The sequence below is a fragment of the Butyrivibrio hungatei genome (assembly GCF_001858005.1).
Classification (GTDB): Bacteria; Bacillota; Clostridia; order Lachnospirales; family Lachnospiraceae; genus Butyrivibrio; species Butyrivibrio hungatei.
In genome coordinates this window covers 103,718-125,524 of the sequence record NZ_CP017832.1, presented here as the reverse complement: position 1 = coordinate 125,524, position 21,807 = coordinate 103,718, and the positions used below count along the sequence as shown (strand labels likewise).

Here is a 21,807-nt window from a genome sequence, read left to right as displayed (position 1 = left end):
AACAGTAATGTTAAACAGCACTCTAGAAGCTGTTGAAGATGATATTATGGCTGTCCTTAAGTCAAAAAAATATGGACTAGGAAAACCAAAATATAAAAGTGTCTTTATTGATAGCGGAGCTGCAAACGATGAGATCACAGACTATACGCTTCAGATTTTTGAAACACTTTCAAAAAGAGACAGAACGGTTTCATTCAGAACCAGCGGCTGTATTTTTCCGGTAGTTGTCAGACTTTCAGATTACGAAAGCGTTGATACTGAGGAATTCAATGAAAGCCTGTTCATCCATGTTCACTAAGAATATGCTATAATAAATAAAAAGAGGATTGTATGAATATAGTAGATATAAGAAATGCAATTACAAAATGCCCGATAGAGTATTCTGCGCACTGTTTTAAAAGAATGCTAGAAAGAGGCATAACAAGAGCCAATGTAATAGAATGTATAAATAACGGGGAAATTATTGAGGACTACCCTCTGCAGGTGGAAAACAAATCTGCTGAATCATTTCCAAGTTGCCTAATATTAGGGATGAGAGTAGCTGACAACACGCAAATACACGTTGTTGTCGGATATAATGGTTATAAGCTCCTGATAATTTCAGTATACTATCCAGATCTAGAACATTGGTCGGAAGATTATAAAACAAGGAGGAAATAAACTATGTGTAATGCTTGTTTTAATGATGGCAAGATTGAATCTACGACAACATTTACCGTAGAATACAAGGAATGCATTATAGTTATAAAAAATGTACCTTGTTTTGAATGCCAGATATGCGGAGAAGTTACGTTTACTGACGAGGTATCTGCTAAGTTAGAGAAGCTGATAGATACAGCCAAAATAATAATGCAAGATATCTCAGTCATTGATTATAACAAAGCTGCATGAATAAAAAGGGAAAGAGCCTTGATTCGTAAATCAGGGCTCTTTTTTATTGCAAAAGGAGGCTCATGTATGGGTGAAATAAGAATACACCTTACAGAAAAAGGTAAAATAAAAGCCGAGACATATATCAATGAGCTTATAGCAAAGAAAAAAGAAATACTTGATGCTAAGCTCGATACCGATTATTGTACCCACATTCCAAGTATAAATGATATTGAAGTTAGTATCTCATGTGCCTGTAAAGACTTCAATTTTAAGGAGTACAGAGAAACATACGAGGTTACTGACAAATATAATGCGGATAAGCCGCTTGTACTAGAAGTTGATGAAGATTTTACTCTACATCCATTACTAGGGGATTTTTACAAATGGAATTGGCACGTATTTTCAGAAGATGAAGGTGTTCAGGAAGATGATTCTAATGATTGGGCCATTGATGTAGAGGGTGTTGGTACAATCTCAAATACTGAGATGACACTCTCACCTGATGTTGCTGATGATGAGTGCATGAGAGTTTCAATTGACGGTAGGTATTACTACTTTGGCTGAATAAAAGGAGGAAAAATAAAACTATGGGAATTATTGACGACAAAAAATACCAGGATGCTCTTAACGAACTGGATAAGTTCAAAGAGAATGCCATCAAAGAAGAATTAAGCAGATATACAGAAGAATACAAGAAATCAGAGTGGTTTCGCCAACCTGTGCTCAAAGATGCTGTAGGAGAAAAATTAGCTGACGAATACGCACACTTTTACTGTGCTGTACAAGGCAGATATTCAGATATCAAACATTTCGTTGAATTGTTCGATATGAAGGCCGCTGTGTTTGGTAAAAGTATATATGATGAGGATCTTGGCTGTGTAAGAACTGGTTATAAATTGGAAACAAGTGTATATGTGCGCTTCAGAAATATTGCAGCCGAAATGATTGGTCTTGAACAGAAATCTTTCGATGAATATTACGAAGGCACAGGAGTATGCTAAGCAACAAGGAGGAGAGTATATGCTATATACAAATTACGTCTGGACACCAAAAGGACAGATGGTTGCAGATATAAGCGGTCTCAATGAGACTAGACAAGCAGGTTTTCCTGCAATATTTGGCTATGAACCACTTGAAAAAGAACCATTGATTGCAAAAGCATGGCTCGATGCAAATTACATCGAGAAGGTAGAAGAAAGGCTTCCTTTTTTACAATTTTATTGGAAGGGAGATAGCACATGCGCATCATATCATATGATACGTATGCTTAACGAGAATGGGTTCAAGTGGTTTAGAAGTCAAACTGGAGAATTGATAGCTGAGATAGGAGAAAATGGAGAGATGGTTCCAGTTACATACTATTATGTAGCGGGAAACCTTTACGGAATGATAGAAAAACCAAAAAGTACATCAACTTACTTTGGATTATCATCAGAGGAGCTTTATAAAAAGAATCCTGATGGATACACTAGGGAAGAGGCTCTTCTATGCGATAATAACATTCATGCCAAGCCATTTGCTTCTAGCTTATATAATGCGATCAAAAAGGCAGCAGACTATGTAAGACTTGGATGTAGCGGAGTAGAGATACTCCAATGCATTAACAATAAATACGCCGTCGTAAGCCACTAAAAAGGAGTAAAAAGAGAGTGGAGAGCTATCTGTTTAATGCAGAAGTTCTCCACTCTTATTTTTTTGTCAATTCAGTATTCTATGCCTTTTTTTAGCAAGCCATAATCGTACATAACCTTAAAATCGAGAAGATCCAAAAGAATCTGTTTGGGATTTCTGTGGCCCATACGCCAATCCTCAAGAGTCCTCAAAGGCACATTGTATTTTTGGCAAAAATCTGCATTACTGAGACTAGTCATGTGCTGGATATCTCTTATGTTATGCCCATATTTGCTTCTTAGAAGCTCGTTAAATGATTTATGCTGCTCTTTTTCCATGTGCCGAAATTCTCCCTTCTACGCTCAGCAAACGAATACTTTATCTTATCAGCAAGTTCACTGGTAATCGAATTAGCGTCAGGTATGTACAGTCTGGAATAGGTAATGAACAGCTCTATATTCCCAAAGCCCATCTCAATATCGGCTTCAACATCATCAATAAAACTTTTATAACCTGTCTCCTTATATTCTTCAGCCCAGTAGTCAACAATATTTATTTTGCGACCAGACAGTTTAAGCAGAGCGTAGGCATACGCAAGTGGGAATCGTTCCAATACTTCAACTAAGACATGTTCCTTATCCTTATCTTCCATGAGTGGAAATGCACTATGCAGATAATACATATACTCAGTAAGAGAGATATTCATGTTCGCTGACTTTTTGTAAAAATTATCCATGATAATCTGTTCTTTTTTTCTCATAATTCCCTTTTTAAGCATAGAGCCTTTCTAAAGCCTCTTGATACTCTTTAAAAAACGTTTTACCTAGCATACAAGCTTCAATCACTAGAAAACTCGTTTTATCCATACTTGTAAGTTTTATAGACTTGTCACGTCCGTTTACAATAATATCAGATACCAACCACTCATTGATCCGGCCGTGCTCAGAAACTTCGTACATTATCATTCCTGGCTTTGGCAATTCCTTAGACTTGAAAAACATCTATAATTCTCCACAATGCTCATTCTTAAGATAATGATACCACGCAAACGGCTCTATTAGAAGTTGGTAGTCCATGGTGTAAAGAAATCTCCTTCAACAGCTCCTACAGAGATAAGCTCACGTTCATTGTTAGGAGATTCATCGATGTCATCTTGTGCCAAAGTAGTGGTAGTATCAGCTTCTATAGTGAAGCCATTCTGAGGAATGTTCTCGGTCATTTCTGGATGAGAGTCCTCAATATCTCCAGGAACATCTTTCAATGTATGCATATCAACCTTAAAAGACTCGTTATAATCGTTTTCTTTCATAAGCCTATGAATATCTCTTATTATCGTCTTTAGCTCCGATTTGGATGCAAATATCGTTGGGATAGAGGCTGATGGATCAACAGCATAACCATTATCTTTTAATACGTTTATAAATTCTAATTTATCCATTACAAAACCTATCAGTTATCAAGGAGCTGACGTTCTAGCTCCGCAAAATCAATATTATTATTCTGTGAAAAATTCCTAAATGAATTCTGATGTATGCCCCACACTTTGTCAGCTGCGGCAATAGTATCAATACCATTATCGTGCCAATTGATAGCAACAGTTTTAATATACTCACTACCAAACTTACCTGCTGCCTTACACTTCTCCAAGAGACATAATAAAAGTTCCCCCGAAAATAGCAAAGTATCAAGAATAAACAAAAACACACTGATCTCTGTTGAATTTAAAGGGCTACCCTTAATGCGCTCAGCTCTTTCAAGGATGGAAGAGTAGCTATCAGAACTGTTGCTTAAAAAAGCGGTATCGCAAAAACAGATATCTAGCATACTATCTCCATCAGAATGAGAAACATTTATAAGCCCCAGTTGAGAAAGTTCATTAATAGTAGTTATAGCATCTTCTGTAGTAATACCAAGTTCACTGCTGATTGTACCAATTAAATCATCGAACAAACCTGATTTAGCTGCTACAATAGACAAATAAATACGTATCTGCCTATCTGAAAGGTGTAGCAGATGTTCAATAAAAAAAGCAGAGGGGACTCTGATGCAACTATGTTCATTTAATATATTTATATACATTAGAAGTCCTCCTTGCCGATACTATTCAAAAGGACCACCCGCCATGTCTTTCACTGCTCGGGTGGAGGGGATGAGAAAAAATGTATATAAACCCCTGCGTAGCTTTGCGCTACGATCAGCAGATGCATGGTTCTTAAGTTATAATTATCATCATATGATGTTTATTAGATACTTATCTATTAAGGCGTTTTAGAGCCATTTCAAATGCCTTCTCAGAAGAGCCTGAACCAAATACTTGCCATTCTTCCTCGGTAAATCCAAGGTATTCCCTGAGAGACATTTTACTCTTCGAATTATGCCACTTTTCGATAAACAAATCTATATCTCCAGATTTTAATTTACCATCATTTAGCATTTCAACAAAACTCATCGCGGTATTTCCCCCTTTTACAACAGAAAAAACTCAATTAGACTATATATCTGAGAGCACCATTTTTAAATCGCAAAAACATAGCAATATTTTCACCTTTAGGCGGCTAGTGCTAGCCGCCCATATTCCTCGCTTTTTCTTGCCTTCTTTTCTGCCTTGATCCTTGCTCTATCAATCCAAAACTCGTGATTTTCATATTTTTGGAGGTAAGGGCAATTTTTACCAAGACACTGATGCTTCTTAAGCATCTTTTCGCTTACAAAACCATTATGTTTTTTATAATGACAAAAGCCAACTGCATTCTCAGGCTTTGGCTGATTCATTAGATAAAAGTCATTCTTTTTGCTCAAAAGAACAGTCCTCCTTGAAGAATAGTATTATGCAACATAGCGAGAACTGAGCATCCTTAGTTCCTCGTTATTTTCGCTTCTTACAGTAATTGAACGGCTGACTCCTTGATAACACTGTTTTATTGCTGACATCTTATTTTCAATAGCATCACGCTTATCGACCATATCCTCATAGTCAGTCTTACGACCTTCTCTTTTTGCTTTTCTTGTAAGAATCCTGGCAAGAGAAGATAGTTCAGATATATAAGCATACTCATTAGTAAACATGAGAAGTTGACCTGCTGCCTTTGTCATATCAGAAACAGTATCAATGCAATCTGGGACTTTAGTTGGAAATGTTTTATCAAGCCATGTTAAAAATGCAAGAGGCTCAAGTGAAAATAGTTCAGTATATGTCATGTGATATCTGCATCTCCTTTCAATTATAGAGAGATAATACCACGCAAATGGCACTTGCGCAAGTTATTTTTTGTGGGCATAGTGACGCAACAAACACAGAACTAGGCGATATCTCATGAACTACTTGTATATCCATATCTCATAACATGAGCTCAGGCCGTTGTTGAAAGTACATCATCAAAAGTAAGGACCTTACCGTTTGATATATAACGCTGAATGATATCTGATGAGATTTCTACAAGTTGAGGATCAAATTGAGTGCCTTTACAAGCAAGAATCTCCTTACCAGCTTCTTCAAACGTAAGAGGCTTACGATAACTTCTTTCAGAGGTCATGGCATCAAAAGCATCTGCTATAGACACGATCCTCGCGTATAGAGGAATATCTACACCATCAAGCCCGTCAGGATATCCTGTGCCGTCCCATCTTTCATGATGGAAGCGTGCAACTAAAGACATATCCGGCATAAGAGTAATGGTTTTCAATATATCATATCCAATGGTAGGATGTGTCTGAATGATCTTACGTTCCTCATCAGATAACTTTCCGGGCTTCCTTAATACGGCATCAGGCATACCTATCTTACCGATATCATGCATAAGTGCAGAATAGTGAAGAAGAGTAAGAGATTCATCATCAAGCCCACACTCCTTGCCGAGTATTGTGCTATATAAAGCAACTCTTAATGAATGGCCTTGAGTGTAAGAATCCTTAGCATCAATAGATACAGATAAGGATGATAATATCTGATGCATAAGAGTATCGATGTTATCCTTGTCGGAGACGTGCTTTTCTCTATTCACATGCTTATCAAAAACCAGTTGCTCAAAGATAGTGTTATGAAAAATAAAGTCTGTCTTTTTAAGAATCTCTGATTTTGATTCTGGCCAATACATAACATCATAAGCGCCACCAGACAAACACCTTAATTCAAGCGCTAGACCAATGCCGCTAGGCAGTATACATATGGTTGGAATATTTAATGTTTTTAGAGAACCCAATAACATGAATGAGCGAGATACATCCTCTGACATATCAAGAAAACATAAGTCAGGATATAGTGTTGCTTCAAATAGATGAGAATAGAATTTTTTTATAGAATAAATTTCTACGTCCATCCTATTAGCAAGGAGATGCGCAAGGTACTGTTCCTTACCATCACACATGCCAACAAGAGCTATTAGCTTTGTGGCGGATAAATCTTTCATCTGAATCTAATTAACCCTACCCTTTCTAACCATAATATATAAAAATATGATGTAACATAATGCATAGGTATAGCAAGGGATATTATTTATAAATTTCAAGTGAGTAATTTTTCAATGTAAATGCAACAGTATGTTCGATTTACTATGACGGGAACCGTGTGTTGCATTTAATTTGACATTATTTTCTAAAACTAATACTTGGTTCAAAATCATAAGGTTCAAAATCTTAAACAGCTAACTGCAATTGATAAAATATAGGTTTTATGCTATTATAATGTTATAAAGTATTTAGTAAATTTATTCATTTAATAACTGAAAACATGGTATTGTTGGAGCTGTAGAAGGATAGACAAATGTATATCTGACTATGGCTTTTGTAAACTTTGGATAGTATTGATAAAACAAGAAGCTCTGATATAATACAGGTATATTATTTAGAGTTATATTTCAGCTACACAATTACAATGTGGGCAACTTCGTTTAACATCAACAGCAGATGACTCGTGGATGATTCTGTACTGGGCGAAGAATACAGGTTTCATCTTTGCAGAGTAAAAAATGATGCTAAGAAAAGAACTGTTCCGTTTTTATCGAGTTCAAATTATTACATACTTATTTATATGATTTGAACGAGATAGAACGGAGGAAATAGAATACAGGTTAATCGCCTGAAAAAAATAACTAATCAGTTATCAAGTAGGGCGAGGTTGACCTCCCCTATTTTGATATATAAATCATTTTAGGGAAGGAGGAAGCCAGATGAGTGAGGTGATACAAATGGCAAAACCAAAAGAAATTCATTATTTTAAGCCATATATGGGTGCATTGAGTGGCTGGATTGGCAAAAGCATTATCGAGACAATCCGAAACACCCCAAAGCCTGATAGAACGGAACTTAATAAAAAGGCTGATGAATGCATGGCTCAAATTCTGGCAGAGAAATTAAATGGAAAATAATAATTGGAAGATATTATATCATCAATCTGAATTGTATAGTGAGTTAGTACACTCAAAAGACAAAAAAAGAGCAACAAAAAAGCTCCTTGGCACTCTGTTTGCAACAGTGAGTCGGAACTTCTTTGTCGTTAAGATAGAAGAGGCTGGGTGGCAATCCAGCATCTCATTTTAAGACCACAAGGGCGCGACGGCTGCCTGTTCCGTCCTCAGCTTCTATCTCTTGGTACTTTCATTATAACCTATTCAGAACCATAGTCAATATCAATTTTCGGCCTCGTTTTTTGGGTATTCCCATGCCGTACCATCCTGAAGGTACTTATCAAGCTGAGCTGACATGAGAGGGTACATTGTACGATAGGAGTAAGTCCCCTTATTCGTTATCCTAACTACTACACTTATATCCTGCGACAATCTCTTGATAAACGAAATACTACTATTGTCTTTCTTAACACTGATTACATCGGGATTTCTGATGAAGTCAGGTATTGTTTTAAAGCAATCCTCATACATTATATCGGACATGAAATCATTTTTATGATCCTCAGTATGTGCAATACGGTTATCCCAAAATGCTATCTGCGATGTCGTATCAATATGCAATTTCGGCTTTTTCGACTCAATGAAATCTGCAATCTCCTTTGGGATAGTCCCAATAGATACGCACTTTTCGTTAAGTATCTTCTCAACTGATAATTCTGTATAGCTGTTCATTACTGTCAATTCCTTCGTTTGATGTACGCATCTAATTATATTGGGGATAATTCCATATTTCAAGCCAAATCCATTCGCTACGAGTTAAATGACAAGCCTCTTGCATTCCTCTACCATGTAAATATATCAATTCACAGGAGGACAAATTCACATGATTAACAACGTTTCAAATATACATTTAGACAGACCTGCTACTCAGGCAAAGATACTTTCTATAGCTCAGAGCAAAGGCTTATCTGTACAGGAATACAACAAATCCATTAAGGAAATGTCTGCGCGGTATAGAGAAGCTGCTCATAAGAAAAGACTCTCTGAAATAGATAAGTATGTTGTAATCGCCCAAGCACTTCACATAGGGCTGCTTTCAGATCTGCTTGTGATAACTGAAAAATGATTACTTACTGTATTTTTGGAATCCTAAGAGACCACAGAAGTATATCACATCAGTCATTTGCATCTGATCTCAACAACATAATCTTCAGCAGAAACCTTATCACATTCCATAGCGCCATACTCCTCGATGGCGGTCTCCCATGTATGCCCTGCTTTGTCAGCCTTAATATAACTATACATGGTATCGCCCACAGTTATATACAGAACCGTCTTCTTTTCATCATTTAAGTATTTCTGTATAGCATATCCCACTGTGCCGGGAATACCGCATACATCTGGTGGTACTAATCCGTCTCGGATCAGCTTTTCATTAACAGCATCTTTAATAAAGGTCGATACAGGTATGCCTGACCTTTGGATGGCTGGCTTTACTCTATTCTCAAAATCTTCCTTTAACCAGTTCAAAGGCACTCGTAGCTGCTTATCCTTCATATACTTAGTGCTGTATTCTTTGGATTTATCGGTATAGGTCATTCAAAGTTTATACCTCCTGTTTATATATGTACATATAGTATAGCAACATTATCTCAAAGCGTCAATCAAGTAGATTTTATAATGCTCTAAATGCGTCTTTTATCACGCAGTCAATAGCAACTAAAAATATATGTACATAGTTGCATGACATCTATGTGTACCTATATAATACATCTACAATCAAACAAGGAATACAGAGTTTGGAGGAATTGACATTAGCAGAGCTTAACGTAAAAAGAGACGGATTTTGATGTCCGTCTCTTTAATCTTGTAACCATTTTAACGTACGTTTTTCGCCTTAAATGAGGCTTTTCAAATTAATGTTTATTGTTTACTACATCTTTAAGCGCCTTGCCTGCTTTGAACTTAGGAACAGTAGCAGCTGGGATCTTAATAGATGCTCCAGTCTGAGGATTCTTACCTGTTCTAGCAGCTCTCTTGGCTGTCTCAAATGTTCCAAAACCAACAAGCTGAACTTTACCCTTCTTCTTAAGTTCCTTTGAAACCACGTCCGTGAAAGCACCAAGTACAGCCCCGGCGTCTTTCTTAGAAAGCTTAGTCTCTTTTGCAATAGCATCAATAAGTTCTGTCTTGTTCATGTTTTGTCCCCTTTCTTTTTACAATACTTTAGGAGTCTACGGTTACTTAAACGACTTTATTGTTCTAGCAATCAATTCGCTGATTTAAGTATACTACGCTTTTGGAACACTTTAAATGGTTTTTGATAACAAAAATAATGATAAACAGTTAATTGTTGATATGTACTCTGACTTACCTGGCTGTTTCGGGGAGAACATATCATTACAACTTTAAAATAAATAATACTTGAATCCACCTTACATCAGGTAGACTCGCATTCTAATGTTCTTTATGCTCGGGACAAGTCTCATAATTATCATTCTGCATTGGGGTGTCCTGATAACCAAGAGCATTTCTTATAAAACTATTCACACTTTTGCCAGATTTATCAGCTCTAGCTTTTAGGTCCTCATTTTCTTCTTTTGTAAGATAAAATGCTCTCCTTGATAGTTGTTCCATGTATTTCTTATTAGATGCCCTCTTTTTATCAGTATATCCGTTATATCCCATATTTATAAACCTTTCTTAGACAAAATAAGTGTATGGCTTGAAGCGAATACATCAGAAATAATATAACATTTACGCTCGCATAGCACTATGCAATATTTGCACAATTAGACCATAAGATATTTGGTTAATCTGTACATTGGAAATCGCATAGCACTATGCTACTCTATATCGCATAGGGGTATGCGATAATGAATCCAGATCACAAAGCCTATACCAAAATCAAACTAGTTCAGAGGAGGATTTATAATGGATAAATACTATAAGTTAGCACAAGTCATAAAGGCAGCAGGTAAAGAACTTGTAAAAGACAATGACGTAAAAGTTTTTAATGTTGACGAAGCACTGGGACATAAACGAACGGACAAAAGCCCTGATGTTATTGAAGTAAAAAATGATGGTGGATACAGATCAATCCTCATAGGACACATTCAAGGAAATGTTTCTTACGATACAGGAGGACTGCTTAATGTCAATAATAAAGGATATGCATATATTTACTCCGAAAATGTTTTATACACAGAGGATTTGGGAGAAGTCTGGTGTTATAAATGTTATCCAACAACAGCTGAAATTCGCAAAAGATTAAGGATTTTAGCTAGGACAAAGCGTAACCTTTATGGTGGACATACTGTTGAAATTTACCCTGGCGAATACGAAGCTTCCAAAGAAGATAATTATTATATGACCAAAGCTTATCTGTCATGGCTCGTTGAAAAATATGCAGATATGGTATGGGAAGATTCAAGAAGCGCAGAGGAAATAGTTTTCAACGCTATTGGTGAAAGGAGTAAAAATAACTAATGAATGACGCAACAGAGCTCATACGAGAATTTTTAATGGATAAAAGAAAACTCGATGGTGAAGTCAGAGAAGCCATAAGAACGTTATACATTAAAGCATCAACAATGACTGATAAGGAGAGACAGGCAGCATGACTACTATATGCAATATAGAACATGAACAGATATATGGCATCGATGTTATCCATGATACTTCAACGGGTGAATATTATGCATTTATTGGTGGAAATAGGATATCTGCTACAGATAGATCAACGATTGCATTTGAAATAAATGTATTGCAATCATATCCAAGCGGGGTGTAGGGAGAGACTGAATATGAAAAACCTTTGTTACGGAGAATACCTCAGAGTACTCAGAAAGAGCAGAAACCTTACAATAATGCAGCTTGCTAAAGATATTGGGATATCATCCCAATATCTTTCAGAAATGGAACGAGGTGGTAGAAAATGCCTTAATGAAGAAAAAACTAACGCCCTAAGGAAAGCACTCTCTATAACAGAAGAGGAAAATGTTATGCTAAAAAAACTAGCAGATAAAGTGAGCAAAAGAGTGATAATCCCTGCCGATATAAAGGCATATATCGAGGAAAATCCATATATTATTGAAGAAATACACCTGGCAATGGAAAGAGGACTAAGAGTAAGGGTAAGTGCGTGATCATTGTATAAAGAATTTAGGGATGAAAGACTATTCTTGCCGCGGATATATTAAGTAAAGCAATAAAGTCAGTGAATAGGCAAAAAAGAAGGAGACGGAATAGTGAACAGACTTACAGACAAAGAGTTATTACTAACTAGCGAATGCATACTAAAAGCAATGGAGAGTATGGAAGAAGCTAAAAGGCATATTGTAGGACCAGAATTAGTCAAAGCACTAGATATAAAGATGGCAGAACTTAAAGCGTTAAATTAAAAAGTACTGGCAGAAATAGTTAATTCAGACAATGAACAAACCAAATATTCAAAAAGTAGAAAGGAATAAAAATAAGTAATGAAAGTTTATATATACAAGCAGTTCTGTGATGGAAACGCTTACGGAGAAGAGATTATTGATGTATATGCCAACAAGGATGATGCCATGAAAGCATTGAAGGAAGATGTTGAAAGCAACTATGATGCAAAATGGGAAGATATTCCTGAGAAGGTAGAATTAGGCGAAGATGATACCTTCGAAAAAGATTACGTGTCAATTAGTAATGGGGATAATACATCTTTTTGGTTCATCGAAGAAAAGGAAATTATCTGACCGCCAGCCAATAAGTTCTGCGTATTTAAGAAGAATGAAGAATCAAGTTTATTTTGAGAGGAAAAAAGATGCAAAAAGTACAGTACATCAAATTGCCTGGGGAGACAGTGACGACTACATTTTGGCAAGACTTTTCAATAGCTGACAAGTTTGGGATAAATGCTATTAAAGATACATACGAGAATGCATTCAATTCATGGAAACACGACTACAGATATATTACGAATCTGGCTATAGTAATGAATTATAAGGCTTTCGACTACTCAGAGCTCAATGAGGATATTGCAGAAGTATACGTAGATCTATACCATAAAACAAACAGCTTTGCACTTAATAATTTTAAAGGAGACGAGCTAAAGTATTACCTTGAAATAACAGACTAAGAGTAAAGCGGGTGCGCCAAGAATATTGGCTACTAGCATATGGCACTAAAGAAGAGTCTATAGACGTTTTGGAAAGTGGTGGTAAAAATATGCAGGACGTCACTAAAATATGCAGATACGTAGTATTTTTATAGGGATACGTTGAGATTTTTACGCACATACTTGACAAGTTGTGGTAATATATTATTAAGAAAACGCCACCGGCTGATTACAGGCCTGGCTATTATATGTGAAGCATCAATTAAGACCGTTCACTTCGCCAAAAGTATTCGCGGTCTTTTTTGATGCTCATTTTGTCTTTACGGATTAGTCGTTGCGACTTTTCCTGAAGTCTTGAATCATCTTGACGATATCCACAACAAGCCTTGCTGCCTGAATAAGTAGTCCGATTGCTGTGAGCACTTCGCCAACACTCAAATGAATCATCTATTTGGGCCTTTCTCTGTCGCGAAATCTTCACGAAGGAAAGGCTGCTAATATGGAATCCCATAGGCATCCCTCCTTTCATGAGAAAAGGCCAGACCTGTAAACACTTTCTTTTAGACCATCATCGTCTCTTCTCCCTACCATTACTTCCACAAGTAATTCTCCCCATCAAACTACGATGGATTAAAGAAACCGGTGACGCATACAATTATTTTATCAGATGGGCTCTGGGTTTTAAAGAGCTTGTGTACATTTTTTTAAGATTTTTGCACTCCGAAAGCAGCTGAACAATCACGTAACAAATAAAGGAGCTGGCACTAGTTATCAGCTCCTTTTTACTAAAAAATCCTTTTAAAAAGGCAATATCCATTACCCTCAACAAGAGCCTCATATTCTAAAGAAAAATCAAGGAAAGAGAAGAACAGATAGTTGAAAGAGATAATAAAAAACAAAACCTAACAGCGATTCGTTAATCATAGGCATAATGATTGAAAGAATAGCAACGCTCCCTCTATATATCACAAAAGGTCCGTGTTTACATGCTTGAATAAAACAACAAGGATAAGAGCCATAAAGACCATGAACAATCCTTCTATTGAAACAAATCGTGGACTTACGACATTACTTAGCCTATCGCCATAGAAGTGAGCAGGGCTCGCTTTAATCGCATAAAGCGGTAGTCTATATCCAAAAGGTGTGAGGCATGATAGTATCGTGGCCCCAATAAAAGCAATAAAGTACTGAGGCATTTCCCTGGTAAGCATTAAAAGTAGTGGCCTTCCATATATGAAGAAAATCCCTATAACAAAGGAGACATTGCCGCATCAGTAAGTACAGAAAGAAGCATCATAACTAATGATATATAGACATAATAAGAGCATTATTTCGCTCTGCATTTGAATCCACAACGAACAAAAACAAGAGCAGTAAAAATATACTGCCAGTAGGCTTTTTAAAAAGCCTTAGCATGGCAGTAGTAATAGAAATAATGTATAACACAAAGCAGAGTACAGAGTATCTGCTAATTGGTTTTTTATTCATAAAAACTCCGAATGATAGAATTAGGGGTTAAGGCTGAGGATCTGTTCAAGAAGCTCGTCTGTTAAAAGGTCTTTAGGAATAATAAAGAACCTCTTTCCGTTAACATCCCTCTCTGTTACTTTATCCTGAGATAGAACAGACTTATCCTCTTTGACATCAATTATCCGAGATGGTTCATCTTCGGCTTCAGTGTCCTGCTGCCTTTTAGATGAAAGAGCATCGTCGATATTGTTAACAGAAGGCATATCACCCAAAAAAGCTTCAACTTCCTTATCAACAATATCAGAAGAAGGTTCAATATGTTCAGTTGAAACACTATTTTCCTCAGATTCAGATGGTTTAGTTGCTACATCAACCGAATAATCTAAAGACTCATCTTTGATAATAGCCTTCTCTTTCTTAATAGGAGCAGGTACAAATGTATCAAAAAGAGCATTTACAAGCTCACGCTCCTTTTCTGACTTTGTACACACAAAACATGTATTGTCATCAGCTGCCCTATCAGTAAATGAAGGATATAACATTCCAAATACCGGAGGCTGAAGTTTTCTTGATACAGAGCTGCGAGTTATATCCTCAGCTCCTCTGTCTGGTGAAAGACCAACTTTTTCAGCTTTAACGGGGCAGATCATAAGTGCAAAGTAGTTGTAGACCTCATCAGACTCGTCAACCTTAGTCTTTGAGGAGTCTTTTACAGGGATATCATAGCTACCCTTAAATAGCACAATGCAGTATGAACCAACCTCAGAATACTTTTCGCCAATTACGCGTACGATAGTGTCGGCTGGGAGGGAATAAGGACTGTTTCCCACATAAGCTGAAAACACTTTCTTAAGTTCTGCAGGAACTTCTACGTCCGTAGGAGATACGGCAGCAGAAAATGAGAGTGATTTTGAAAGAAGAGAAGTAAACGCCTTCTGTTCATCTTCATCCCTAGTAAGGAATTTGCCTTCTCCCGAAAAGGCAATTCTGTCAGTGAAGTCAGAAAAAGAATTATCCTCTGCAGATATCTCACAAAAATCCATGCCTTCAAAAGAAGCATCTGGGAATTTAAAAAGTTTCTTTATCTCTAAAAGATCAGTCTTAAGCATCACAAAACATCTCCAATTATCTCAACGTCAAGCATCTTCTCAATATCACTAGATACATCAACGCTAGTAGCGTCAATGTCCTGAGAGTCAACAATAACATTATTATTTTTCTTAGGTAAAAATACTCTTGCAGCAATACCCATTGTTGAAGCCACAAAAAGAAGGGCACAAAATAATGCCAGCATCCAATGTTTCATAAAAACCTCCATAAGTTCAAGTAAATGCGGAAATAATGTTATAAGCAACGTACAGTACGTATAATAGAGCAAAAAGCAGACTTAACGACAAGAGACTACTTACAAGCTTCCCTATACGTGTAGATTTTATGAATCTGATAAGAAGATAAGAGAGGATAACACCTATCATTATCTTAACTAATTCTGGCTTCATAAATGCCTCACATTAAAAACTGTAGCTGAAGATGGAACCACCAGTCATGGTGATGTAAAAACATTCACCATTCTCATCATATTCCCAATCTTCAATATAAGAATCAGCCTTAAGGCAATCAAGCCTGTTACTGATCCTGTTAAGAGCAGTTTCCTTAGAAATCTTTCCGTTCTCATAGTCCATAGCAGCAACCCTATCAATCATAGGAAGAGTAGTCTGGCTTTCAATAGAATGAAATTTTCTGCTAGAGGATACAAACATTCCACCAATACCTGCTCCCATTGTAAGGATAAGAACTGCTGCCATAACTCTAATTACAATCTTTTTCTTCATTGCTTAACACCCTTCTCTTTATCTTGTATTTCTCGGCAAGATACTCGCCATACTGTCTTTGCGATATTTGTTCCTCAAGTCTTGATACCTTATTGCCAAGAGTAATAAGGTCACGGTTTAGATAGTTTCTCATATCCTTTCAGTACCTCTATCTTCTGAACCGGCATTGATGAAAAGTTCAAAACATGCATTTTGGAGGCGCTTTGCGTTATTTACAACAGATGCTTTATTTGAATCAATCCGAAGTATAATATAAGGTTTATCGTCAAGAGATAATGCATAAGGTTCATACTTTGATACTGCATCTTCTTTTCCTAAAGACCTGCACAGATAGCTAGTCTTATCCGTAGTAACAACAACAAATTCAACACTTGGAGCTGGGTATCTTTTGACTGAGCACTCCTCACTTTTACTTAAAAAACATTGTACTCATAATAAAACTCCTCGTAATAATCAAAAGAGGCAGCAGGATTCGAACCTGCCATAAGAAGCCGTAAGTCTTTGCCTCTGTTCCAAAAAGAAAGGTAAATTTTTGATATCCCATGAGAATTTCTACCACCATATAGAAAAGCATCTGGGTTAGACTGGAGATCAGCCAATACTCCTTGTCAATGAGTAAGGTTCATCAAGCATTTCAGGACTAACTTTTGCTTTAACTTTATCCTTAACTGCATTGGAAGGAATGAACTTTGGCACACAACAATCGCCTGATTCAAATACCTTATTGCCAAAAGGAGAATACTGCTTTCTTTTTGCTTGCTTAGCAACATAGAAAGTGCCAAAACCGGAGAGCTTAACCCTCTTAGTCTTAACGAGCTCCTCAACAATAATCTTTAAAAAGGTTTCAAGGATCTTTTCAACATCCTTTTTGTCATAGTTAGATTTGTTTGCGACCAGAGTAACAAGGTCAGCCTTAGTAGTTGAAGTCTTACTCTTTTGTAGCGTATCCAAAATTCAACCTCCATAAGTTTTTAATCTCCAACAGATAATATCCTTGAAAGTGTATATGTATAGCAAGTGTTTTTTGAAATTTGCTAAAAAGCACAGATATGTTACAATAAAGACAGATTATTTTATATTTTTAGTTTGTTAGTAACTACCATTACTAACGCCTTTGCTTAATACTTACAGCAAAGAATCTTATTATAAGTAATAAGATTCTTTGCTGGGCAAAGGTTTAAAAAGAATAAAGGGTTCAGGCCCTGGATAACTTATCGGTTATCAATCAGGGTTTGGAACTTGCGGACATCTCTTTCCCTGTTGATATATAAAATAGAAAGAGGAAAGGAGAATGTAAGGAGTATGATTATGAGAATTCCAATGGAAGAGACAATCAATAATCTTAAGCTCTTAGACAGTAAAGATTACGAAAATGTATCCGAAATGATCAGTGGTCTTGCAAAAAAAGATAATTCTCTTAGCGTAGAAGAAGTATTGTCATACGGTGAAAAAATGTGTGATAATCACGCAGAGGCATTCAAGGTGCTTGCAAATTGAATCACATTAAAAAGCTAGATGACAAAATGATTCTTGCTTTGCACGACTAACAAATAAGTAAATTTGGTGGAGAGTATGGCATTATAGACGAAAATGTATTTCTATCACAGTGCTATATGCCCTATCAAACATTTGGAGGAGCTGATCTTTTCCCAAATATCTACGATAAAGCAGTAAGATACTTGTTTGGATTTGCAACAAATCAGGTTTTCAGGGACGGAAACAAGCGAACAGCAGCTATTACAATGCTCGTATTCCTGCATTTTAATGACATTGAACTTGATATTAGCAGTAGTGAATTGGCACAAGTAACACTTGATGTAGCCAATAAGAAGCTGACAGAAGAACAAGTTAAGCAGTTCCTTATAAAACATACAATTTAAAGTCCGCACAAACAAAAGAGGATCCACTAATTATTAGTGAATCCTCTTATTTCATCTTAAGAAATGCATACCGCCTGTATGAGCAGGAGAAGGGTTAATCTTTGCGGATTCTGATGCTGCCTTCTTAGCACCTGCACGCATATAACCATTAAGAAGGCTATTCTTACATCTATCACAGAGCCTACCCTCATATATTGGTTCGCCACAAGTTCTGCAGGTTGACAATCCGAGATTGCCAGCAATAGTGATCCTTTTTTCTACAACCCATCTTTTTATAGTCTTAAGGTCAACACCCGTTGCAATAGATATTGTCTCGCCATCGGCAGCAGGGTTCTCACTAATGTATTCAGTTACCTTCTTATAAGAATCATCATCCCTCTTTTTACATTCGGGACATAAGTTATTATGAGTATCAACATTTCTAAAAAGCATGTTGCAGCTCTTACAGATAATATAATCCATGTTCAAAACCTTTCTTTAACAACTCAAAATTCAACATAATATACTATCTAACGAAGTGAACTATTATAGCAAGCAAAAGTCTTTTCGTGAGAAACAAAATATAACACAATCATGAGAAGGTGATTGTTGAAGAACAGGGCAAAAAAAAAGAGGTATATATAACGAATATATAACCTCTTTGTTGATTAGTGGTCATTTGTGAAATAAAATCGGCTTTCGCCATGTGCTATAACCGTTCGTTCAAGCCTGTGCATATATTGCTCCTGGAATGTATCTTATATAACCAAGCTTAATATACTTCCATAAAAGTTTTTTAGTTTCTTTCAGACTAAGATTACATGCTTTAGCAAGGCCATCAATAGTCCACATCCCCTTCTGCTTCCATGTGATAAAATTCCCGAGGAATTTATCACCGATAGGTACTAATGATGGCGCAATAAGTTCAGAAATAAAGTTATCAATCTCGTGCTCAAAAATTTGATGATAACCATCAGGTATCGTTGGTGAAAAAATTAAAGCCTCCCCATCTTCATACGGGGTTTCAATATTATAAAGTTCAAGACTAATAACAGCTTCACAACACTCATCATAAGTCATTGTTATTTTTGTTGATGTTTCTATAGTCCCTCTTGAAAGTAACACTAAGTAGAGTTTTTTCTCCTCCAGGTCTAAATTACTAGAATTATAAATATTTCTCCATGCTTTTTTAGGAACTACATAAACAGGTAAACTCATCAAGCTAAAAAATACTTCTTTAGGATCGGTTTTAATAGCAACATAGCCATTTTTGATACGATAATCGCTTATAAGAATAGATTCTCCCAAGACATCCTTTATTGCTCCAGGCATATAGATATTTAAATCTTCATTACCACTGTAAGCTTCTTCTGGCGACTTGCCAAATGCTTTTCTGAACTTCTTTTTAAATTCTTTTATTTGATGATATTCCCCTGCTTCTGTAAGCGATTCGCATCCATTATTCACCCATATTTCATAAGCACATTGTAGCTGCTTAATTTTAATATATGATTTAATTGAGATCTTATATTCCCGACAGAATAAGTCGTCCATATGCTCAAGAGAATAGTGATATTTTTTCTCCAGAATTATTAATATCTTTGATGCTGTATTTCCCTCAACTACAGCTCCATTAATCGTAGCAAATATATCATTAGCAATAAAAGATGCTGGTTCCATATGTAATTACCTCCATGTTTTGATGATAACACTTTCTTCATTGGATTTTAGGGGATGTTTTTGGTGCCGCATAAAAAAGAGCATCTTCGTGCAATGGTTTAAAAATCATATATAATTGGTCTGAATTGATAAAAAATATATATTCAAGACCAATTATCTCAAAAAAATAGCAGATAATTGGTCTGATGTATGATATAATACTAATGCAACGAAAAATAATCAAGAGGGACATATCATGAAAGTAATAGGAAGGAAACCGGAGATAAAAGAAATAGAACGGTGTATGCGGTCCCAAAAGTCCGAACTTCTATGCGTTTATGGCCGAAGGAGAGTTGGAAAGACCTATATAGTTGAGCAAACAATAGGAAACCAATTCACATTCAGAGCAACTGGACTCGAGAAAGGTAATACCAGAGCTCAACTTAAGGCATTCAAAGAAAGACTTGTCGCACATGGAGACACGATAAACACTATTCCAAAAAACTGGTTTGAAGCATTTGCAAGACTTGAAAAGGTATTAAATAACAATACTACGGCAGAATCTGTGTTTAATAAAAAAATCATCTTCTTTGATGAATTTCCATGGTTTGCCACGCCGAAATCAGATTTTTTATTAGCCTTTGAGGAATTTTGGAACAGATGTGGCACGCAAAAAAATGACATACTATTCATCATTTGCGGCTCAGCAACTTCATGGATAATGAAGAATGTGATAGTTAATACTGGTAATCTATATCAGAGAGTCACATCGCAGTTGTTTATCAAGCCTTTTACATTGTATGAAACAGAACTATATCTAAATGATAATGAGTTTGATTGGTCGCGTGAGCAGATCATTGAATGTCAGATGATATTTGGCGGTCTCCCATATTTTCTAAGTATGCTAAATGGTAATGAGAGTTTTAGGCAAAATGCGGACCGACTTCTTTTTGGACAGAGAGCGATACTAAGAAATGAGACGTCAAAACTTCTTGAATCAACATTAAAATCAAATCCTATATATGGGATGCTCTTAAAAGAACTATCAGGGCATATATATGGAATGAGGCGAACCGACTGTAAGGAAAAGATTGCTGCTGCCAACGGAACGTTCAATAGAGCCGTAGATGATCTAAAGGAATGCGGCTACATTATAGATTTTCAACGAGAATATGAAAAAGGAAACCCAGCATACCTGCAGCTTATCGATCCATTCATACTTTTCCACTATCACTTTATAGAAAAGAAAAACGTAACTAGTTATGATAAGTTTACGTCAAATGCTGGTGCATACAATAATTGGCGCGGACATGCATTTGAGATACTATGTCTGCTACACATCGAACAGATAAAAAAAGCATTGGGAATATCCGGAGTGGAAACAAAAGAGTTTACCTGGAATACCAGAGAAGCACAGATAGACCTTGTAATAGAAAGAGCAGACCGGATCACCAACTTATGTGAAATCAAATACACGGATTCGCCTTATATCGTATCTGCTGGCTATGAAAAAGAGTTGATAAATAAAAAAGAAGTATTTAAAACCAAGACAAAGACCAAGAATGCAACCAAAATAACACTGATTTCCGCACAGGGAACATCGGGAACGGCACACATGGAACATATATCGGAAGTGTTAACGCTTGACGATCTGTTCCTGCCAATATAATCATAATTAAGACTAATAGTAGGAGATAATAATAAAAAATGGATTTTAATCAGGCACTATTTGAATATGAATTAAAAGGAAAGAAAGAAGAGACAGGCACAGCCACAATAGAGATAAATTTTGATAGCAAAAAATATGGAAAAGGCTGGGCAACACTAAAGGCACCAAATTTTAGCAAAAGAAGGCAGCAGGCTATAGATGAATGCAAAGGAGCATGGGAATACTTCTGTAGAGGCGACGAAGAAATACTTTATAGCATAACAGAGATAAGCATTACTTTTGAAGAAAACAAAGAGAAGGCATATTATAAGAAAACAGCTTAGTAAAACATTGTTGTGGAGTGAATAATAAAAGAGGATAAAAAATAAAGAGGAGCTTATAACTAGCCTCCAAA

At 36.3% G+C, this 21,807-nt stretch carries 38 protein-coding genes; 18 read left to right on the top strand and 20 right to left on the bottom strand.

The genetic code is table 11. The features are described 5' to 3' along the window. Window positions 1-7 precede the first annotated feature (7 nt). The 6 genes from bhn_RS15180 to bhn_RS15155 all read left to right on the top strand — a co-directional run bounded on the left by bhn_RS15180 (window position 8) and on the right by bhn_RS15155 (window position 2,505). A complete protein-coding gene (locus bhn_RS15180) occupies window positions 8-298 on the top strand; it encodes a hypothetical protein (protein ID WP_071177683.1) in 291 nt (96 codons plus the stop codon). A gap of 32 nt (window positions 299-330) precedes the next feature. After that, window positions 331-660, top strand: coding sequence for a DUF4258 domain-containing protein (locus bhn_RS15175; protein WP_071177682.1), 330 nt, complete (start codon window positions 331-333; stop codon window positions 658-660). 3 nt (window positions 661-663) lie between these two features. Continuing rightward, entirely contained in the window at window positions 664-891 is a 228-nt protein-coding gene (locus bhn_RS15170) for a type II toxin-antitoxin system MqsA family antitoxin (protein WP_071177681.1), read from the top strand. Between the two features lie 66 nt (window positions 892-957). Continuing rightward, entirely contained in the window at window positions 958-1,437 is a 480-nt protein-coding gene (locus bhn_RS15165; protein ID WP_071177680.1) for a hypothetical protein, read from the top strand. Window positions 1,438-1,460: 23 nt separating this feature from the next. After that, a complete protein-coding gene (locus tag bhn_RS15160) occupies window positions 1,461-1,874 on the top strand; it encodes a hypothetical protein (RefSeq protein WP_071177679.1) in 414 nt (137 codons plus the stop codon). A gap of 19 nt (window positions 1,875-1,893) precedes the next feature. After that, window positions 1,894-2,505, top strand: a complete 612-nt coding sequence (locus bhn_RS15155) for a hypothetical protein (protein WP_071177678.1) — start codon at window positions 1,894-1,896, stop codon at window positions 2,503-2,505. 71 nt (window positions 2,506-2,576) lie between these two features. Here the strand turns inward: bhn_RS15155 and bhn_RS15150 are convergent, their stop codons facing one another. The 9 genes from bhn_RS15150 to bhn_RS15110 all read right to left on the bottom strand — a co-directional run bounded on the left by bhn_RS15150 (window position 2,577) and on the right by bhn_RS15110 (window position 6,890). Further along, window positions 2,577-2,822, bottom strand: a complete 246-nt coding sequence (locus tag bhn_RS15150) for a hypothetical protein (protein ID WP_071177677.1) — start codon at window positions 2,820-2,822, stop codon at window positions 2,577-2,579. Further along, on the bottom strand, window positions 2,783-3,244 hold the full coding sequence (locus bhn_RS15145; RefSeq protein WP_148661986.1) for a hypothetical protein: 462 nt from the start codon (window positions 3,242-3,244) through the stop codon (window positions 2,783-2,785). The genes bhn_RS15150 and bhn_RS15145 overlap by 40 nt, the downstream gene beginning before the upstream one ends. Window positions 3,245-3,254: 10 nt before the next feature. After that, on the bottom strand, window positions 3,255-3,485 hold the full coding sequence (locus bhn_RS15140) for a hypothetical protein (RefSeq protein WP_071177675.1): 231 nt from the start codon (window positions 3,483-3,485) through the stop codon (window positions 3,255-3,257). Window positions 3,486-3,541: 56 nt separating this feature from the next. After that, window positions 3,542-3,922: a hypothetical protein gene (locus tag bhn_RS15135; RefSeq protein ID WP_071177674.1), complete on the bottom strand. Its 381-nt coding sequence runs from the start codon at window positions 3,920-3,922 to the stop codon at window positions 3,542-3,544. Between the two features lie 11 nt (window positions 3,923-3,933). Next, window positions 3,934-4,563: a DnaD domain-containing protein gene (locus bhn_RS15130; protein WP_071177673.1), complete on the bottom strand. Its 630-nt coding sequence runs from the start codon at window positions 4,561-4,563 to the stop codon at window positions 3,934-3,936. Between the two features lie 172 nt (window positions 4,564-4,735). Further along, entirely contained in the window at window positions 4,736-4,933 is a 198-nt protein-coding gene (locus bhn_RS15125; RefSeq protein WP_071177672.1) for a hypothetical protein, read from the bottom strand. Window positions 4,934-5,031: 98 nt separating this feature from the next. Further along, window positions 5,032-5,283, bottom strand: coding sequence for a hypothetical protein (locus tag bhn_RS15120; protein ID WP_071177671.1), 252 nt, complete (start codon window positions 5,281-5,283; stop codon window positions 5,032-5,034). Window positions 5,284-5,310: 27 nt separating this feature from the next. Beyond that, window positions 5,311-5,682, bottom strand: a complete 372-nt coding sequence (locus tag bhn_RS15115) for a hypothetical protein (RefSeq protein ID WP_071177670.1) — start codon at window positions 5,680-5,682, stop codon at window positions 5,311-5,313. A gap of 152 nt (window positions 5,683-5,834) precedes the next feature. Further along, window positions 5,835-6,890: an HD-GYP domain-containing protein gene (locus bhn_RS15110; RefSeq protein WP_071177669.1), complete on the bottom strand. Its 1,056-nt coding sequence runs from the start codon at window positions 6,888-6,890 to the stop codon at window positions 5,835-5,837. Between the two features lie 759 nt (window positions 6,891-7,649). Between bhn_RS15110 and bhn_RS15105 the strand changes: the two genes are divergently transcribed. Next, window positions 7,650-7,847, top strand: a complete 198-nt coding sequence (locus tag bhn_RS15105; protein WP_071177668.1) for a hypothetical protein — start codon at window positions 7,650-7,652, stop codon at window positions 7,845-7,847. Between the two features lie 261 nt (window positions 7,848-8,108). Here bhn_RS15105 and bhn_RS15095 read toward each other — a convergent pair whose 3' ends face one another. Next, window positions 8,109-8,558 (bottom strand): PBECR2 nuclease fold domain-containing protein, encoded by a 450-nt coding sequence (locus bhn_RS15095; RefSeq protein WP_071177666.1) that lies wholly within the window; start codon window positions 8,556-8,558, stop codon window positions 8,109-8,111. A gap of 151 nt (window positions 8,559-8,709) precedes the next feature. On the opposite strand from bhn_RS15095, the gene bhn_RS15090 reads away from it, so the two are divergent. Beyond that, window positions 8,710-8,952, top strand: a complete 243-nt coding sequence (locus tag bhn_RS15090) for a hypothetical protein (protein WP_071177665.1) — start codon at window positions 8,710-8,712, stop codon at window positions 8,950-8,952. A 53-nt stretch (window positions 8,953-9,005) separates the two neighbouring features. On the opposite strand, the gene bhn_RS15085 is transcribed toward bhn_RS15090, so the two are convergent. The 3 genes from bhn_RS15085 to bhn_RS15075 form a co-directional block, all read right to left on the bottom strand. Further along, on the bottom strand, window positions 9,006-9,425 hold the full coding sequence (locus tag bhn_RS15085; RefSeq protein ID WP_071177664.1) for a hypothetical protein: 420 nt from the start codon (window positions 9,423-9,425) through the stop codon (window positions 9,006-9,008). Window positions 9,426-9,742: 317 nt separating this feature from the next. Beyond that, a complete protein-coding gene (locus bhn_RS15080; RefSeq protein WP_071177663.1) occupies window positions 9,743-10,024 on the bottom strand; it encodes an HU family DNA-binding protein in 282 nt (93 codons plus the stop codon). Between the two features lie 259 nt (window positions 10,025-10,283). Further along, entirely contained in the window at window positions 10,284-10,514 is a 231-nt protein-coding gene (locus bhn_RS15075; protein WP_071177662.1) for a plasmid mobilization protein, read from the bottom strand. Window positions 10,515-10,760: 246 nt separating this feature from the next. Between bhn_RS15075 and bhn_RS15070 the strand changes: the two genes are divergently transcribed. The 6 genes from bhn_RS15070 (at window position 10,761) to bhn_RS15055 (ending at window position 12,945) form a co-directional block, all read left to right on the top strand. Then, window positions 10,761-11,315, top strand: a complete 555-nt coding sequence (locus bhn_RS15070) for a hypothetical protein (RefSeq protein WP_071177661.1) — start codon at window positions 10,761-10,763, stop codon at window positions 11,313-11,315. After that, entirely contained in the window at window positions 11,315-11,449 is a 135-nt protein-coding gene (locus bhn_RS16030; protein ID WP_257786651.1) for a hypothetical protein, read from the top strand. The genes bhn_RS15070 and bhn_RS16030 overlap by 1 nt, the downstream gene beginning before the upstream one ends. 183 nt (window positions 11,450-11,632) lie before the next feature. Further along, window positions 11,633-11,974 carry a helix-turn-helix domain-containing protein gene (locus bhn_RS15065; RefSeq protein ID WP_071177660.1) on the top strand — a complete coding sequence of 114 codons (342 nt, stop codon included), beginning with the start codon at window positions 11,633-11,635 and terminating at the stop codon, window positions 11,972-11,974. Window positions 11,975-12,076: 102 nt separating this feature from the next. Then, the gene (locus bhn_RS15770) at window positions 12,077-12,229 is read left to right on the top strand and encodes a hypothetical protein (protein WP_161487348.1); all 153 of its coding nucleotides are present in this window, start codon (window positions 12,077-12,079) and stop codon (window positions 12,227-12,229) included. Between the two features lie 78 nt (window positions 12,230-12,307). Further along, window positions 12,308-12,562 (top strand): hypothetical protein, encoded by a 255-nt coding sequence (locus tag bhn_RS15060; RefSeq protein ID WP_071177659.1) that lies wholly within the window; start codon window positions 12,308-12,310, stop codon window positions 12,560-12,562. A gap of 68 nt (window positions 12,563-12,630) precedes the next feature. Then, window positions 12,631-12,945 carry a hypothetical protein gene (locus bhn_RS15055; RefSeq protein WP_071177658.1) on the top strand — a complete coding sequence of 105 codons (315 nt, stop codon included), beginning with the start codon at window positions 12,631-12,633 and terminating at the stop codon, window positions 12,943-12,945. 1,487 nt (window positions 12,946-14,432) lie between these two features. Here the strand turns inward: bhn_RS15055 and bhn_RS15045 are convergent. The 5 genes from bhn_RS15045 to bhn_RS15025 form a co-directional block, all read right to left on the bottom strand. Continuing rightward, window positions 14,433-15,503, bottom strand: a complete 1,071-nt coding sequence (locus bhn_RS15045; RefSeq protein ID WP_071177656.1) for a DUF4317 family protein — start codon at window positions 15,501-15,503, stop codon at window positions 14,433-14,435. Next, on the bottom strand, window positions 15,503-15,700 hold the full coding sequence (locus bhn_RS15040; RefSeq protein ID WP_071177655.1) for a hypothetical protein: 198 nt from the start codon (window positions 15,698-15,700) through the stop codon (window positions 15,503-15,505). Before bhn_RS15040 ends, bhn_RS15045 begins: the two co-directional genes overlap by 1 nt. 205 nt (window positions 15,701-15,905) lie before the next feature. Continuing rightward, window positions 15,906-16,226, bottom strand: coding sequence for a hypothetical protein (locus bhn_RS15035; RefSeq protein ID WP_071177654.1), 321 nt, complete (start codon window positions 16,224-16,226; stop codon window positions 15,906-15,908). Next, complete coding sequence (locus bhn_RS15765; RefSeq protein WP_161487347.1) at window positions 16,204-16,359, bottom strand: hypothetical protein; 156 nt, start codon at window positions 16,357-16,359, stop codon at window positions 16,204-16,206. The genes bhn_RS15035 and bhn_RS15765 overlap by 23 nt, the downstream gene beginning before the upstream one ends. Window positions 16,360-16,817: 458 nt before the next feature. Next, the gene (locus bhn_RS15025) at window positions 16,818-17,177 is read right to left on the bottom strand and encodes an HU family DNA-binding protein (RefSeq protein ID WP_071177652.1); all 360 of its coding nucleotides are present in this window, start codon (window positions 17,175-17,177) and stop codon (window positions 16,818-16,820) included. Between the two features lie 357 nt (window positions 17,178-17,534). Here bhn_RS15025 and bhn_RS15020 point away from each other — a divergent pair, with 357 nt between their 5' ends. Further along, window positions 17,535-17,723 (top strand): hypothetical protein, encoded by a 189-nt coding sequence (locus bhn_RS15020; protein ID WP_148661985.1) that lies wholly within the window; start codon window positions 17,535-17,537, stop codon window positions 17,721-17,723. A gap of 53 nt (window positions 17,724-17,776) precedes the next feature. Then, on the top strand, window positions 17,777-18,106 hold the full coding sequence (locus bhn_RS15015) for a type II toxin-antitoxin system death-on-curing family toxin (protein WP_330393273.1): 330 nt from the start codon (window positions 17,777-17,779) through the stop codon (window positions 18,104-18,106). Between the two features lie 51 nt (window positions 18,107-18,157). Here bhn_RS15015 and bhn_RS15010 read toward each other — a convergent pair whose 3' ends face one another. Both bhn_RS15010 and bhn_RS15005 read right to left on the bottom strand, forming a co-directional pair. After that, window positions 18,158-18,568: a hypothetical protein gene (locus bhn_RS15010; RefSeq protein ID WP_071177649.1), complete on the bottom strand. Its 411-nt coding sequence runs from the start codon at window positions 18,566-18,568 to the stop codon at window positions 18,158-18,160. 240 nt (window positions 18,569-18,808) lie between these two features. Then, window positions 18,809-19,765 carry a hypothetical protein gene (locus tag bhn_RS15005; RefSeq protein ID WP_071177648.1) on the bottom strand — a complete coding sequence of 319 codons (957 nt, stop codon included), beginning with the start codon at window positions 19,763-19,765 and terminating at the stop codon, window positions 18,809-18,811. Window positions 19,766-20,000: 235 nt separating this feature from the next. On the opposite strand from bhn_RS15005, the gene bhn_RS15000 reads away from it, so the two are divergent. Then, window positions 20,001-21,413 carry an AAA family ATPase gene (locus tag bhn_RS15000; RefSeq protein WP_071177647.1) on the top strand — a complete coding sequence of 471 codons (1,413 nt, stop codon included), beginning with the start codon at window positions 20,001-20,003 and terminating at the stop codon, window positions 21,411-21,413. Window positions 21,414-21,451: 38 nt separating this feature from the next. Continuing rightward, complete coding sequence (locus tag bhn_RS14995) at window positions 21,452-21,736, top strand: hypothetical protein (RefSeq protein WP_071177646.1); 285 nt, start codon at window positions 21,452-21,454, stop codon at window positions 21,734-21,736. The last annotated feature ends 71 nt before the right edge of the window (window positions 21,737-21,807 follow it).

What these genes read in the sequence shown, in the direction of transcription:
- bhn_RS15180 (WP_071177683.1), top strand. Translation starts at nt 8, where the DNA reads ATGTTAAACAGCACTCTAGAAGCTGTTGAAGATGATATTATGGCTGTC.
- bhn_RS15175 (WP_071177682.1), top strand. Translation starts at nt 331, where the DNA reads ATGAATATAGTAGATATAAGAAATGCAATTACAAAATGCCCGATAGAG.
- bhn_RS15170 (WP_071177681.1), top strand. Translation starts at nt 664, where the DNA reads ATGTGTAATGCTTGTTTTAATGATGGCAAGATTGAATCTACGACAACA.
- bhn_RS15165 (WP_071177680.1), top strand. Translation starts at nt 958, where the DNA reads ATGGGTGAAATAAGAATACACCTTACAGAAAAAGGTAAAATAAAAGCC.
- bhn_RS15160 (WP_071177679.1), top strand. Translation starts at nt 1,461, where the DNA reads ATGGGAATTATTGACGACAAAAAATACCAGGATGCTCTTAACGAACTG.
- bhn_RS15155 (WP_071177678.1), top strand. Translation starts at nt 1,894, where the DNA reads ATGCTATATACAAATTACGTCTGGACACCAAAAGGACAGATGGTTGCA.
- bhn_RS15150 (WP_071177677.1), bottom strand. Translation starts at nt 2,822, where the DNA reads ATGGAAAAAGAGCAGCATAAATCATTTAACGAGCTTCTAAGAAGCAAA.
- bhn_RS15145 (WP_148661986.1), bottom strand. Translation starts at nt 3,244, where the DNA reads ATGAGAAAAAAAGAACAGATTATCATGGATAATTTTTACAAAAAGTCA.
- bhn_RS15140 (WP_071177675.1), bottom strand. Translation starts at nt 3,485, where the DNA reads ATGTTTTTCAAGTCTAAGGAATTGCCAAAGCCAGGAATGATAATGTAC.
- bhn_RS15135 (WP_071177674.1), bottom strand. Translation starts at nt 3,922, where the DNA reads ATGGATAAATTAGAATTTATAAACGTATTAAAAGATAATGGTTATGCT.
- bhn_RS15130 (WP_071177673.1), bottom strand. Translation starts at nt 4,563, where the DNA reads ATGTATATAAATATATTAAATGAACATAGTTGCATCAGAGTCCCCTCT.
- bhn_RS15125 (WP_071177672.1), bottom strand. Translation starts at nt 4,933, where the DNA reads ATGAGTTTTGTTGAAATGCTAAATGATGGTAAATTAAAATCTGGAGAT.
- bhn_RS15115 (WP_071177670.1), bottom strand. Translation starts at nt 5,682, where the DNA reads ATGACATATACTGAACTATTTTCACTTGAGCCTCTTGCATTTTTAACA.
- bhn_RS15110 (WP_071177669.1), bottom strand. Translation starts at nt 6,890, where the DNA reads ATGAAAGATTTATCCGCCACAAAGCTAATAGCTCTTGTTGGCATGTGT.
- bhn_RS15105 (WP_071177668.1), top strand. Translation starts at nt 7,650, where the DNA reads ATGAGTGAGGTGATACAAATGGCAAAACCAAAAGAAATTCATTATTTT.
- bhn_RS15095 (WP_071177666.1), bottom strand. Translation starts at nt 8,558, where the DNA reads ATGAACAGCTATACAGAATTATCAGTTGAGAAGATACTTAACGAAAAG.
- bhn_RS15090 (WP_071177665.1), top strand. Translation starts at nt 8,710, where the DNA reads ATGATTAACAACGTTTCAAATATACATTTAGACAGACCTGCTACTCAG.
- bhn_RS15085 (WP_071177664.1), bottom strand. Translation starts at nt 9,425, where the DNA reads ATGACCTATACCGATAAATCCAAAGAATACAGCACTAAGTATATGAAG.
- bhn_RS15080 (WP_071177663.1), bottom strand. Translation starts at nt 10,024, where the DNA reads ATGAACAAGACAGAACTTATTGATGCTATTGCAAAAGAGACTAAGCTT.
- bhn_RS15075 (WP_071177662.1), bottom strand. Translation starts at nt 10,514, where the DNA reads ATGGGATATAACGGATATACTGATAAAAAGAGGGCATCTAATAAGAAA.
- bhn_RS15070 (WP_071177661.1), top strand. Translation starts at nt 10,761, where the DNA reads ATGGATAAATACTATAAGTTAGCACAAGTCATAAAGGCAGCAGGTAAA.
- bhn_RS16030 (WP_257786651.1), top strand. Translation starts at nt 11,315, where the DNA reads ATGAATGACGCAACAGAGCTCATACGAGAATTTTTAATGGATAAAAGA.
- bhn_RS15065 (WP_071177660.1), top strand. Translation starts at nt 11,633, where the DNA reads ATGAAAAACCTTTGTTACGGAGAATACCTCAGAGTACTCAGAAAGAGC.
- bhn_RS15060 (WP_071177659.1), top strand. Translation starts at nt 12,308, where the DNA reads ATGAAAGTTTATATATACAAGCAGTTCTGTGATGGAAACGCTTACGGA.
- bhn_RS15055 (WP_071177658.1), top strand. Translation starts at nt 12,631, where the DNA reads ATGCAAAAAGTACAGTACATCAAATTGCCTGGGGAGACAGTGACGACT.
- bhn_RS15045 (WP_071177656.1), bottom strand. Translation starts at nt 15,503, where the DNA reads ATGCTTAAGACTGATCTTTTAGAGATAAAGAAACTTTTTAAATTCCCA.
- bhn_RS15040 (WP_071177655.1), bottom strand. Translation starts at nt 15,700, where the DNA reads ATGAAACATTGGATGCTGGCATTATTTTGTGCCCTTCTTTTTGTGGCT.
- bhn_RS15035 (WP_071177654.1), bottom strand. Translation starts at nt 16,226, where the DNA reads ATGAAGAAAAAGATTGTAATTAGAGTTATGGCAGCAGTTCTTATCCTT.
- bhn_RS15765 (WP_161487347.1), bottom strand. Translation starts at nt 16,359, where the DNA reads ATGAGAAACTATCTAAACCGTGACCTTATTACTCTTGGCAATAAGGTA.
- bhn_RS15020 (WP_148661985.1), top strand. Translation starts at nt 17,535, where the DNA reads ATGAGAATTCCAATGGAAGAGACAATCAATAATCTTAAGCTCTTAGAC.
- bhn_RS15010 (WP_071177649.1), bottom strand. Translation starts at nt 18,568, where the DNA reads ATGGATTATATTATCTGTAAGAGCTGCAACATGCTTTTTAGAAATGTT.
- bhn_RS15005 (WP_071177648.1), bottom strand. Translation starts at nt 19,765, where the DNA reads ATGGAACCAGCATCTTTTATTGCTAATGATATATTTGCTACGATTAAT.
- bhn_RS15000 (WP_071177647.1), top strand. Translation starts at nt 20,001, where the DNA reads ATGAAAGTAATAGGAAGGAAACCGGAGATAAAAGAAATAGAACGGTGT.
- bhn_RS14995 (WP_071177646.1), top strand. Translation starts at nt 21,452, where the DNA reads ATGGATTTTAATCAGGCACTATTTGAATATGAATTAAAAGGAAAGAAA.